Origin of the sequence: Helcobacillus sp. ACRRO (assembly GCF_022347125.1) — a bacterium.
In the GTDB taxonomy this organism is placed as follows: Bacteria; Actinomycetota; Actinomycetes; order Actinomycetales; family Dermabacteraceae; genus Helcobacillus; species Helcobacillus massiliensis.
Genome location: NZ_JAKRNG010000022.1, coordinates 1 through 12,157 on the forward strand (window position 1 = coordinate 1; position 12,157 = coordinate 12,157).

The window sequence follows — 12,157 nt, forward strand, 5'->3', positions numbered from 1 at the left end:
CGCTGCAACGTCATCTACGCCATGCTCCGCGACGGCACCTACTACCAGCCACCGACAACCGCCCCTACCCCCGAGCCGACCGCTCTCGCGGCTTGACTCGAAACATAGGGACACCCCCCGGACAGCGTCCCAGGAAGGACCGATCGTGGACTCCTCCATCGTCCCCAAACTCGTCATTCCCACGCCTCCTGCCATGGCGAAGGCCATGGAGGACGGCATGTACGCCAAGGCCACCAAGCCGATCGGCGAGCTGTTCTGGCTCGCGCTGACCGGCGGCGCCTACATCGCCCTCGGCTTCATCTTCTTCGTCACCACCCAGCAGGGGGTCGGCCCCACGTCCGGCCTGCCGATCGGCGTCACGAAGCTCATCGGCGGCCTGGTGTTCTCCACCGGCCTGATGCTCGTGGTGATGTCCGGTTCGGACCTGTTCACCGGCACCACCATCTCCCTCATGCCGACGCTGTCGAAGCGCCTCAGCTGGGGGATGATGGCCCGCCACTGGGCCGTGTCCTACATCGGCAACCTGGTGGGCGCCCTCATCGTGGTGGCGATCATCGCACTGGCGAAGACTCCGCTGAGCAACGGCGGCGCCTGGGGCCTCGTCGTCGTGAACACGACCCAGGGCAAGCTGAGCCTCGGCTTCGTCCAGGCGATCGCCCTGGGCGTGATGGCGAACCTCGCCGTGTGCCTCGCTGTGTGGATGGCGTTCGCCGGCCGCTCCGCCACGGACAAGATGCTGGGCATCGCCGGCCCGATCGCATTCTTCGTCGCCACCGGGTTCGAGCACTCCGTGGCGAACATGTTCATGCTGCCGATGGGCTGGGTGATCACCCACGTGTTCGGTGCCGACTTCTGGGGCAGTGACGCCGTGCAGGCCGCGGGCGTGACCCAGGCGGACTTCTCCTCCGTCACGATCAGCAACATCGTGCTGCACAACCTGCTGCCGGTGACGATCGGCAACATCATCGGCGGTGCCCTGTTCGTGGGCGGGTACTTCTGGGTCGCGTACCGGCGGAAGGCGCTCGCTGAGGAGCGCGCTGCCGCACAGGCCGCGGCCGCTCCGGCGGAGAAGGCCGACGGAGTCGACCGCACCGACGGCGGCTCCCTCTCGGCACGCTGAGCCGCGTCCCACCGCCTCACGCGGAACCCTATCCGCACCGAGCGCCGGCCCCACGGGGTCGGCGCTCGGCTGTGCCGGGGCCGCCGGGGCTACCGGGAACCATGACAGCTGTCATGGCGGATCAGTGACACCGCCCCTGCACACCGCCCCTCCCCCAGCGGGATTCTGGTGCCATGAACGAGAACACACCCGCCATCAGCCTCGACGAGGTGCATCAGAGAGTCGGCCCCGGCGGCCGCGTCCACGCCGTCCGCGGCGTCTCCGCCACGATCCGCCCCGGTGAGATCGTCGCCCTTCTCGGCCCCAACGGTGCCGGCAAGACCACCCTCATGGACATGGTCCTCGGCCTCACCCGTCCCGCTCAGGGCCGCGTCAGCGTGCTCGGGCAGACGCCCCGGGCCGCGGTGAGAGCGGGGCGCGTCGGCGCGGAGCTGCAGACCGGCGGCCTCCTGCCGGACCTCACCGTCCGCGACACCATCCGAATGATCGCCGCGGCCTACCGGGACCCGGCGCCCGTCGGCCAGGTCCTCGAGGACGCGCAGCTGACCCAGATCGCGAACCGCCGCGTGAAGGCCTGCTCCGGCGGTGAGCAGCAGCGGATCCGGTTCGCGCTCGCGATCCTGCCGCAGCCGGACCTGCTGGTTCTGGATGAGCCCACAACGGGGATGGACCCGTCGGCCCGCAGGCGCTTCTGGAACGCGATGGCGTCGCAGGCCGAACGCGGGCGCACCATCCTGTTCGCCACGCACTACCTCGAGGAGGCGGAGAGCTTCGCCGAGCGGATCATCATGATGGGCGCCGGCCGGATCCTCGCGGACGGGCCGGTCGACGAGGTGCGCTCCCTCGCGCAGTTCGCACACGTCTCCTGCCGCCTCCCGGCGGGGATGGGGGCCGACGGGGCCCGCTGTCTCGTCGAGGCCCTCCCCGAAGCCCGGGAGGTGCACGTGGACACAGGCCGGCTCTCCCTCGCCACCGCCCACTCCGATGAGACAGCGCGGGTGCTCCTCGCGCACGACGGTGTGCACGATCTGCAGATCCGGCAGGCGTCGCTCGATGACGCGTTCGCCGCCCTCACCGATTCGGCCGCGGAACCCGTCGGCCCCTCATCCTCCACCACCGAGTCCAGGAGCGCAGCCGCATGAACCGCCTGACCTTCATCGCCCTCACCCTGAAGCGCCTCACCGCCGACTGGGTCGGGCTGTTCTTCACGATCGTTCTGCCCGTGGGCATGTTCATCATGTTCGGGGCCCTGCAGCCCTACGGGGAGATGCAGGCGGGGCACGGAAACGTCTCCGCGCACACGATGGTGTCGATGGCGCTGTACGGCGGCGCGACAGCCGCTGTCGCTGCCGCCGGAATGACCGTGGTGGAGCGCAGCTCCGGGTGGGGCCGCCAGCTGGCCCTCACGCCGCTCAGCGGTGGTGACCTTCTGCTGGCGCGCGGCGCGGACATCCTGGTGCGGGTGCTGCTGCCGGTCATCGCGGTGAACATCGCGGGCCTGGTGACCAACGCGGACATGCCGCTGGATCGCTGGCTCGCCGCTGCCGTTTTGTGCGCAGCGGCGGCGATCCCGTTCGGATTCTTCGGGATGATCTTCGGTCTGCTGTTCCGGTCGGATTCGGCGGTGTCGGTGGCGGCGACATCGCTGGTGATCCTCGCGTTCGCCTCCAACATGTTCATGCCGCTGAGCGAGGATCTGCTCGCGTTCGCACGCTTCACCCCGCTGTACGGCCCGAGCGTGCTTGCGCACTTCCCGCTGTCGGAGGGGGTGCAGCCGACCAACGGGGGCGCCCTGCACGAGGAGTCGCTCGGGTTCGCGCTGGTGATGACGCTCGTGTGGTTCGGGGTGTTCGCCGGCATATGCTGGGCGCTGGAGCACCGGCAGAAGGGACGCGCATGACAGGAGAGCGCACCGCCCCGGCGGCTGACGCGGACCGGCCCGGCACGGCTTCGGCCAGCGCCGCTCGGCCGGGGATCCGCGGCCCGCTGCACCTGCCTGTGATGGGGATGGCCGGGATCTGGCTGCTGTATGTCGCGTTCCCGCTGATCGCGCTCTTCACCACCTACCCCGACCCGGCGCGGCGCGGCATCGGCCTCGCCATTCTCACTGTGTTCGCGGTGGTGTACCTTCTCGGTTTCGGCCGTTCCCCTCACTGGGCGGAGGGCAACCGACGGGATCTCCTGTGGCTGTGGACCGCCCTGCTGACCGCGCTGATGATCGCGCTGTATCCGCTGCTGTTCGCGATCGCGTTTTCCCTGCTGACGTTCGTGGTGGCGTCGATCGCCTTCCCACACCCGCCGCGGATCGCCCTGCCAGTGGGCGGTGCAGTGGCGCTGGTCGGGACGGCGGCTGCGCTGCTGCTGGCGCCGGAGATGCCGAAGCCGGCGGTGCTGGGCTTCACCCTCGCCGGGTCGTCTTTCGTCCTGATCACGGCGGCGATGACGGCACGGATGGAGGCGGAGGCGGAGCTGCGGCACCAACTGGCGACCGCGCAGGACAGGGAGCGGATCGCCCGAGACGTGCACGATGTCCTCGGCCATTCCCTCACGGTGATCAACCTGAAGGCGGAGCTGGCCTCGCGTCTGGTGGCGGCGGACCCGTCGGCCGCGCAGGCGGAGATGCAGCAGGTGGCGGAGCTGTCGCGGGAGGCGCTGGCGCAGGCGCGCACCACGGTGATGCGGGGCCGCGAGTCGAGCCTGTCCGAGGAGCTGGCGGCGGCGCAGCGGGCGCTGACGGCGGCGGGTGTCGCGGTGGATGCACCGGACCCGTCGGCCGCTGAGCCTGCGGCGGGGCGTGACGCGGACCTGTTCGCCGCGGTGCTCCGGGAGGCGGTGACGAACACTGTGCGGCACGCGGAGGCGTCCCGGTGCACGATCACCGTGGCACCGGGACGGCTGCAGGTCGTCGATGATGGCCGGGGCCGCGGGGAGGCGGCCGACGGGAACGGGCTGCGCGGTCTGCGCCGCCGCGTCACCGAGGCCGGCGGCCGGGTGACGGTGGAGTCAGCGCCTGGTGAGGGGACGGCAGTGACGGTGAGGATGCGATGAGCGCCACCACGACCGCGGGCGCGGGTGCGGGCGCAGCCCCGATCCGGGTGGTCATCGCGGAGGACCAGGACCTGGTGCGGGCGGCGCTGACCGCCCTGCTGAACCTGCAGGCCGGGGTGGAGGTGATCAGCGGGGTGGGCCGCGGCGACGAGGTGCTCGCGGCTGTCCGCGACCTGCGCCCGGACGTGCTGCTGCTGGACATCGAGATGCCCGGCATGAACGGCCTGGATGCGGCGGCCGCGGTGCGGGCCGAGGCGCCGGGCACGCGGGTGCTGATCGTGACGACGTTCGGCCGGCCCGGCTACGTGAAGCGCGCGATCGCGGCGGGTGCCAGCGGCTTCGTTGTGAAGGACACGCCGCCGGAGCAGCTGAGCGACGCGATCCGCCGAGTGCACGCCGGCCTCAGGGTCATCGATCCGACACTCGCGGCGGATTCCCTTATGGCGCCGGACAATCCGCTGTCGGAGCGGGAGGTCGAGGTGTGCCGCGCCGCCGCGGACGGCTCGGGGCCCGCTGCGATCGCTGCGGCGCTGCACCTCTCGGACGGCACGGTCCGCAACCATCTCTCCAGCGCGATCCGCAAGACGGGGGCGTCGAACCGCTACGAGGCGGTGCGGATCGCCACCGACAACGGCTGGCTCTAGCCGACCCGGGCCCCCGTCGGCTTCCTGGGCCCCAACGGCCGCCCCTCCGCGGCGCCGCGCAGAGGAGGGGCGACGGTCAGCCGGTGTTCTTCAGACCGGCCGCGACACCGTTGATGGTGGTCAGCAGCGCCCGCTTCTCCATCTCGGACACGTCCTCACCGCGCGCCTGTGCTTCGCGGACGCGGCGCAGCATCGCCACCTGCATGTGGTTGATCGGGTCGAGGTAGCGGTCGCGCACGGACAGGGTGCGCTTGAGGACGGGATTGTTGTCCAGCAGCTCGACCACGTCGGTCAGGCGCTCCACTTCGGCGACCGTGAGGTCGTATTCGGCGCGGATCGCGTCGAACAGGTGGTGCAGGTGCTCGGGGACGAGGGCGTGCACGTACTGGGCGGCGATGTTCATGTCGGTCTTCGCGAGGGTCATCTCCACGTTGGAGATGACGGTGCGGAAGAAGTGCCACTGCTCGTACATGTCGCGCAGGTCCGCCCCGAGTCCGGCTTCGCGCGCGGCCTTGAGGCCGGAGCCGGCGCCGAACCAGCCGGGCACGATCTGGCGGGACTGGGTCCAGCCGAACACCCACGGGATGGCGCGCAGGCCGTCCAGGCCCTTCTCGCTGGTGGTGCGCTTCGAGGGGCGGGAACCGATGTTCAGTTCGCCGAGCTGCTCCACCGGGGTGGAGGCGACGAAGTACTCGGGGAGGTTCTCGTCGTCGATGAGGGTGCGGTAGCGGGCGAAGGCGGCATCGGACACCTGCTGCATGACGTCACCGAAGTGGGCGAGGCGGTCCTTGGGGGTGCGGGGTTCGCGGTGCAGCGCGGAGCCCTGCATGACGGCGGCGAGGGACAGGTCGAGGTTCTCCCGCGCCAGCACCGGCAGAGTGTACTTGTCGGAGATGACCTCGCCCTGTTCGGTGAACTTGATCTCGCCTTCGAGGACGCCGTTGGGCTGGGCGAGGATCGCGTCGTAGGTGGGGCCGCCGCCGCGGCCGACGGATCCGCCACGGCCGTGGAAGAGGCGCAGCGTCACGCCGTGCTTCGCGGCGACGTCGCGCAGGCGCCGCTGCGCCTGGTGGATCTCCCACTGGCTGGTCATCACGCCGGACTCCTTGTTGGAGTCGGAGTAGCCGAGCATGACCTCGTGGCGGTCGCCGCGCAGGCGCACGATCTCGCGGTAGTGCTCGTTGCTGAGGAGTTCGTCGAGGATGCGGCCGGCGCCGCGGAGTTCGTCCACGGTCTCCAGCAGCGGGGTGAAGCCGATATCGGCGCGGGGGTGCTGGCCGCGCAGATCCACGAGGCCGGCTTCTCGGGCGAGGAGGGCGACGGCCAGGAGGTCGTCGGCGCCGCGGGTCATGGAGACGATGTACGTCTGGATCGCGTCGGTGCCGTAGGTGCGGTGGGCGTCGCGGATCGCGGTGAACACGGAGAACACGGCGGCAGCGGAGTCGCTCAGCGGGGAGTCGTCGGTGCCGACCAGGGCGCCGGCGATGGGGCGGCCCCTGCCGAGCTCGCGGCCGAGGAGGTCGGTGCGCTGCTCACGGGTGAGGTCGGCGTAGGAGGCGCCGGAGCCGTCGAGGTCGTCTTCGCCCATCAGGGCGTACAGCTCGGTGAGGAGATCGTGGTGCTTCTCGGCGTGTTCGCGGACATCCAGGATGGCGAGGGTGAGCCCCACTCCTGCGAGGACGCTCTGGGCGATGGCGAGCTCACCGTCGGCAACGCGGTTCCCGCGGTGGGCGCGGAGGGAGTCGCGGACTTCGTCGAAGTCGGCCTGGATCTCGTCGCCGGAGGCATAGTCGACTCCCGGCTGGTGCGCGGAGCCGCTGCGGATCCGGTCGCGGGTGCGGTCCACTTTCACGCGCATGGCGACGAGCTTCAGGCGGTACTGCTCGCGTTCGAACAGGTCGCGGCGGACCGTGTCGCCGATGGCGGGGTTGGCGGCGAAGTCGGCGTCGACGGAGTCGCCGATCTCTTCGTCGACGCCGACGATGGTGGAGGACACAGAGATCGACTGGATGAGGCGGGTGAGGACCCCGCGGGTGATGTCGAGGGCGGTCTCGGCCTGCATGGCGAGGACATCGCGGGTGACGTCAGCGGTGACGTAGGGGTTGCCGTCGCGGTCGCCGCCGATCCAGGAGCCGAAGCGGAGGGGGACGCGGCCGACGGGGACATCAGCGCCGTGGCGCCGGGCCTCGTCGCGCAGGTCCTCGATGAAGCCCGGCATGGTGATCTCGTAGATCTGCTGCAGGTAGTACAGGGCGTTGCGCGCCTCGTCCTGCGGGGTGGGCTGGAAGTCGCGCAGTTCGTCGGTCTGCCAGATCAGTTCGATGATCTCGGCGAGGTGGCGGTCCTGCTTTTCGCGTTCCCGCGTGCCTTCGGCGGTGTCGATGTCGAGGAGGTCGGAAATGCGGCGCAGCTTCGTGAGGACGGCGCGGCGGGAGGCCTCCGTCGGGTGCGCGGTGAAGACGAGGCGGGTGTCGAGGGAGTCGATGGTCTCCTGCAGCGCCTCGGGTCCGAGTTCGTCGGCGATCTGGCCGATGGTGGTGGGGATCCACTGCTTGTCGGTGTCGGTGTCCTTGATGGCGCGGACGCGGTACACCTGTTCGGCGGCGTTGGCGAGCAGGAAGTACTGGGTGAACGCGCGGGTGAGCGCGGTGGCCTGTTCGATGGGGAGGTCGGCGAGACGCTGCTGGATGGTCTCGGCGCGGCGGGTGCTGTCGTCACCGTCGGCGGAGGAGGCGTGCTTGGACAGCTGGCGGACCTCTTCGACGAGGTCGAGCAGCTCCTGGCCGTGCTGGTCGGCGAGGGTCTGTCCCAGCATCGTGGACAGGCGGCGCACGGTGGCGCGCAGCGGGGCGTCGATGTGGGGGTCGTCGCCGACCACGGGGAACTCTGCCGTCAGGGTGGGCAGGTGCATGTTCTCAGGCATCCGGTCTCCTCGGTGCGCGCCGACGGGGTGCGCGCTCTAGCGGGCTGCCGGGGCCGTGCCGGGTGCGTTCGGATTCCCACAGCGGGGGCGGCGAAGCGGCCGGCTCAGCTCCGAACGGACGGTCCCCACTGTAGCCGGTCGTCCACCAGTTGGGGGTCGCGGTTCACATCATGAGCCTGCCCGGTTCGCGCGGGGCAGCTCCTGCACCGGCAGCTCCTTCAGCGGAGGATCTGGACGGCGATCACGCAGGATGCGAAAAAGTGCCGCTGATCCAGCGGTTCTGCTGGTCAGCGGCACTTCTTCGCGGCGGAGACGAGAGGATTTGAACCTCCGAGGCGGATCAACACCACCTACTCCCTTAGCAGGGGAGCGCATTCGGCCGCTCTGCCACGTCTCCTTGTACGGTTCGCACTGTGGGCGGTGGCCGCCGCACGCGCTGTCCGTACCGAGTCACCTTATCGGACGTCGGGCCCTGCGCACAAAGCAGGCGGACCGCTGTCACACCATTCACCCGTCGGCCCCTCGCGTGCCGTCCCCCGGAGGGATCCCGCAGCGGGGGTGGCCGGGCTCACGCGTGATCTGGTCAATGGTCTGATTCGCTCGGGCCGCCCCCACCGCATAATGGAGCGCATGTCGTCCAGCCGCACCGCCACCAGCCCCGTCCAGCCGACCCCACGCGCCATTGCCGGCGCCTGGGCCGTCCATGCGCTGACCCTGTCGGGGCTGCTGTGGGCGCTGCTGGCGCTGAAGTCGCTGTCCGATGGGAACATCGCCGCGATGTGGGGATGGCTCGGCGTCGCGCTCATCGTCGACGGGCTCGACGGCTCCCTCGCCCGCCGCGCCCGAGTGCGGGAGGTCATCCCCTGGTTCGACGGCACCACCCTCGACAACCTCGTGGACTACCTGACCTGGACGTTCATCCCGGCCCTGTTCATCGCCACCCACATCGACCTCGGCGGAGACACCTGGGCGTGGGCGGCGGCCGCCCTGATCTGCATCTCCTCTATGTTCTGCTACTGCAACACGGGGGTGAAGTCCTTCGACTTCTTCTTCGTCGGGTTCCCCGCTGCATGGAACGTGGTCGGCGTGGCCCTGTGGATCCTGCAGCTGCCCGCCTGGGGCGCCGGCGCCGCCATCGTCATCCTCGCGGCCCTCACCCTCGTCCCGTGGACGTACCTGCACCCGTTCCGGGTGCGCCGCCTCATGCCGTTCAACATCGTCGCAGTCACCATCTGGATCGCCACCACCGGCATCCTCGTGGCGGACCACCCGCACCGCTCGGCGGGCCTGCTGGCCCTGTGGTGGATCAGCGGGTTGTGGTTCCTGCTGGTGAGCGCACTGCGGACGGTGCAGGGCGGGTCCGCCCCAGCGGCGCCGACGGCTCCCGCAGCCGCCGACTGAGCCGCGCTGTCCGCACATACTTGGTGACCTCCAGCGCCACCCCGGACGCGATCAGCAGCACCACCACGACGATCACCGTGGGCGGATACTGCCTGCCGTGGAACCAGAAGTAGACGTACGGCGCCACGAACGTCCCCACCGTGACGGCGAGGCCCGCGATGCGCTGGCGGCGGCTCGTGCCGGACACGGCCGTGATCACGCCCCACGTGTAGGGGAACGCGGTGATCAGGTCGATCGCCCACAGAGTGAGGAGGGAGCCGTGGAACTCCTTCACCAGGGACACCGGCAGGGCGCGCAGCGCTGAGTAGACGAACACGATCGTGTACGCGATGACGGTGGCGGAGCGGGACCAGCGCTCCCACCGGCTGCGGTGACGGACCCGCACACCCGAGTCGGCGAGGTCGCGGGAGAGACCCACCGGCACTTTCAGGGTGTCGATGCCGTCCAGCCATCCGCGCAGCAGGGCGCGCTGCTCCTCACCGGCGCTGAGGAGGTGGCGGACGATCGCGGTGGGCGCCATGCCGACGACCAGCGCGCTGTCGGCGGAGGAGTGGTCGGTGAGGTCGCGCATCAGCGGCGCGAGGTCCGATGCCTGCCACGCTGCGTGCTCCTCAGGGGTGAGGGCGGTGACCCACAGCAGGACCCCGTCGGCCAGCGCGACACGCAGAGCGTTGCCGAGAGCGGTGAGCGTGTGGGGCTCGCCCCCGTCAGCCCCCGCGGTGCCCGCACTGCCGACGTCGGCCCCTGCGGAGTCGGCGCCGGCCAGCACAGCCGGGATTGCGCCGACGAGCGGCTCCTCGCGGACGGTGCGCGAGTTCAGCGACAGCAGCATGGGTACGCCAGCGGCTTCCCGCACGGCCGACGGGTCCACCGCGGCGTCGCGCAGGAGGGGGATGTCCGCGATCGACCCCATGCGTCAGAGGGCGAGCTTCTCGCGCAGGACAGCGATGTGCTTCGGGGTGCCGACACGGTACTTCACGAACGTGAGGCGGCCTTCGGCGTCGATCGCGAAGGTGGAGCGGATAGTGCCCTCCACCTGGCGGCCGTACATGTTCTTCATGCCCCACGCGCCGTACGCGGCCATCACCTCGTGGGACTCGTCGCCCGCCATGGTGAACGGCAGGTTCTGCTTCTCAACGAACGTCTCGATGTCCTCGATCGGGTCCGGGGAGATGCCGACGATGCGGTACCCGGCGTCGGTGAACATGTCGTAGTTGTCGCGCAGGTCGCACGCCTGCGTGGTGCACAGGGGCGTGTTCGCGGCAGGGTAGAACCAGATCAGGGCGGGGGCGCCGGCGAGGTCGGCCAGCGAGATGCGACCACCGCCCGCAGCGGGCAGGTCGAAGTCGGGGGCCATCTGGCCCACTTCCAGCTTCACATTCTGCGCGGACATCACTGTCTCCTTCATTCAGGGCGGTTGTGGGCGGCGGGGCCGACGCGGCGGGCGGTGTCAGGGCTCATGGGCTGAGCGTACTCGCGGGGGAATGAGAACGTCCCCGCGCCGCGCCCCTGCGGCGGGACGGACGGGGGACGTTCTCGGTGCGTGGTCCGCGGAGAGTAAGGGATTTGAACCCTTGGTACGGGGTTACCGCACAGCGGTTTTCAAGACCGCCACCTTCGGCCGCTCGGTCAACTCTCCTTGCACGTCAGCGGTGCCGACATGAATGTCAGCGGTGCCAACGGCGCCGCAACAGTCTACCAGCGGGCGCGATGCCCGCGGACTGTCAGCTTCCGTCGGCCACCAGCATCCGTTGGCCGCCAGCATCCGTTGGCGCATAGCGGCGCACCAGTGCCCTACGCGGATCGGCTTGCCTGCATACGCCGACGCGTGCGCGCGCCAGGGGCGACCGGGCCAGAGCGGCACGGGCGACCGGGCCAGAGCGTCAGCGCCGGGCACCCAGGTGGCGGAGCCGGCGCCCCTACGCTGGTGGCATGCGCACCTTCGGAATCTCCGACCGCTCCCTCCATCTGATCGACGCCCCCGAACCGACCCCGGCCGCAGGCGAAGTCCTCGTGGACGTCCACACCATCGGTGTGAACCGCGCCGACGTCGCCGAAGTCGCCGGCGCCTACCCGCCCCCGCCGTTCCTCACCCCGCTGAGGACCGCCGACGGCGCCGAGTTCTGCGCGCCTGGCGTGGAGATCGCCGGCACCCGGCGCGACACCGGCGAGGAGGTCGTCGCCCTGGTGGCCGGCAACGGGTACGCCGAGGTGGTCGCAGTGGAGGAGTCGGCGCTGCTGCCCCTCCCCCAGCAGCCCACCACCCCGGCCGACGGGATCGCAGACGGCGACGGGCCGGCCGACGGGAACCCTGAGGCGACGGGCACCGCGTCCGACCGCTTCGCGTTCGCGGCGTCCGTGCTCGAAGCCGCCGCCACGGTCGTCTCGAACCTGCACCTCGAGACGCAGGTCCGCGCCGGCGAACGGGTCCTGATCCATGGGGCGACGGGATCCGTCGGCCTCACCGCAGTCCAGTTCGCGAAGGCGCGCGGCGCCCACGTCACCGCGATCGCCGGCAGCGACACCAACGCGGCCCTCCTCCGCCGCATCGGTGCGGACGTGGCCTTCAACCGGCACGACGGCGACGTGTTCGAGCAGATCGCCGCCGGCGACGGGCCGCGCAACTTCGACGTCATCCTGGACGTCCTCGGCGGCGGTGACGCGCTCGAGAAGAACGTCGGCGCCCTCAGCGAATACGGCCGGCTCGTCATCATCGCCGTGCTCGCCGGCGCGACAGGCACCCTGCCGGTGATGCAGGTGATGCTGAAGAAGGCGCACATCATCGGCACCACCCTGCGGTCCCGCCGCGGCGAGGCGAAGGCCCGAGTGATGGAGGCGGTGCGCTCCCAGATGTGGCCGCTGATCCAGAGCGGGCAGATCCGCGTCCCGATCCGGGCGGAGGTGCCGTTCGAGGACGCTGCCGCAGCGCACCAGATCCTGCGGGACGGCGGGCACCTCGGGAAGGTCGTGCTGCGCCTTCGGTGAGGACGGACCGTAGCGTGCTGGACAGTCCGCCCGGCC

General features: G+C 70.5%; 10 protein-coding genes and 2 tRNA genes. 7 read left to right on the top strand and 5 right to left on the bottom strand.

Going from position 1 to position 12,157, the window contains the following annotated elements; genetic code table 11:
- The first annotated feature begins 145 nt into the window (after positions 1–145).
- The 5 genes from focA (at position 146) to MHY20_RS08465 (ending at position 4,812) form a co-directional block, all read left to right on the top strand.
- Positions 146–1,120: a formate transporter FocA gene (focA, locus tag MHY20_RS08445; protein WP_239376160.1), complete on the top strand. Its 975-nt coding sequence runs from the start codon at positions 146–148 to the stop codon at positions 1,118–1,120.
- Between the two features lie 173 nt (positions 1,121–1,293).
- The gene (locus MHY20_RS08450; protein ID WP_239376162.1) at positions 1,294–2,262 is read left to right on the top strand and encodes an ABC transporter ATP-binding protein; all 969 of its coding nucleotides are present in this window, start codon (positions 1,294–1,296) and stop codon (positions 2,260–2,262) included.
- Positions 2,259–3,020 (top strand): ABC transporter permease, encoded by a 762-nt coding sequence (locus MHY20_RS08455; RefSeq protein WP_183375997.1) that lies wholly within the window; start codon positions 2,259–2,261, stop codon positions 3,018–3,020. The genes MHY20_RS08450 and MHY20_RS08455 overlap by 4 nt, the downstream gene beginning before the upstream one ends.
- Positions 3,017–4,168, top strand: a complete 1,152-nt coding sequence (locus MHY20_RS08460; RefSeq protein WP_239376163.1) for a histidine kinase — start codon at positions 3,017–3,019, stop codon at positions 4,166–4,168. Before MHY20_RS08455 ends, MHY20_RS08460 begins: the two co-directional genes overlap by 4 nt.
- Positions 4,165–4,812, top strand: a complete 648-nt coding sequence (locus tag MHY20_RS08465; protein ID WP_239376164.1) for a response regulator transcription factor — start codon at positions 4,165–4,167, stop codon at positions 4,810–4,812. Before MHY20_RS08460 ends, MHY20_RS08465 begins: the two co-directional genes overlap by 4 nt.
- Positions 4,813–4,888: 76 nt before the next feature.
- Here the strand turns inward: MHY20_RS08465 and ppc are convergent, their stop codons facing one another.
- Positions 4,889–7,735 (bottom strand): phosphoenolpyruvate carboxylase, encoded by a 2,847-nt coding sequence (gene ppc, locus MHY20_RS08470; RefSeq protein ID WP_239376165.1) that lies wholly within the window; start codon positions 7,733–7,735, stop codon positions 4,889–4,891.
- A 307-nt stretch (positions 7,736–8,042) separates the two neighbouring features.
- Positions 8,043–8,132, bottom strand: a tRNA-Ser gene (locus MHY20_RS08475).
- 233 nt (positions 8,133–8,365) lie between these two features.
- Here MHY20_RS08475 and MHY20_RS08480 point away from each other — a divergent pair.
- Positions 8,366–9,136, top strand: a complete 771-nt coding sequence (locus tag MHY20_RS08480) for a hypothetical protein (RefSeq protein WP_239376166.1) — start codon at positions 8,366–8,368, stop codon at positions 9,134–9,136.
- Here MHY20_RS08480 and MHY20_RS08485 read toward each other — a convergent pair.
- From MHY20_RS08485 to MHY20_RS08495, 3 genes are all read right to left on the bottom strand, one after another.
- Complete coding sequence (locus MHY20_RS08485; RefSeq protein ID WP_239376167.1) at positions 9,042–10,049, bottom strand: hypothetical protein; 1,008 nt, start codon at positions 10,047–10,049, stop codon at positions 9,042–9,044. The genes MHY20_RS08480 and MHY20_RS08485 overlap by 95 nt on opposite strands.
- Before the next feature lie 3 nt (positions 10,050–10,052).
- Positions 10,053–10,529, bottom strand: coding sequence for a peroxiredoxin (locus MHY20_RS08490; protein WP_183375981.1), 477 nt, complete (start codon positions 10,527–10,529; stop codon positions 10,053–10,055).
- A gap of 158 nt (positions 10,530–10,687) precedes the next feature.
- Positions 10,688–10,775, bottom strand: a tRNA-Ser gene (locus MHY20_RS08495).
- Positions 10,776–11,068: 293 nt separating this feature from the next.
- Here MHY20_RS08495 and MHY20_RS08500 point away from each other — a divergent pair.
- Positions 11,069–12,121, top strand: coding sequence for a zinc-binding dehydrogenase (locus MHY20_RS08500; protein ID WP_239376168.1), 1,053 nt, complete (start codon positions 11,069–11,071; stop codon positions 12,119–12,121).
- The last annotated feature ends 36 nt before the right edge of the window (positions 12,122–12,157 follow it).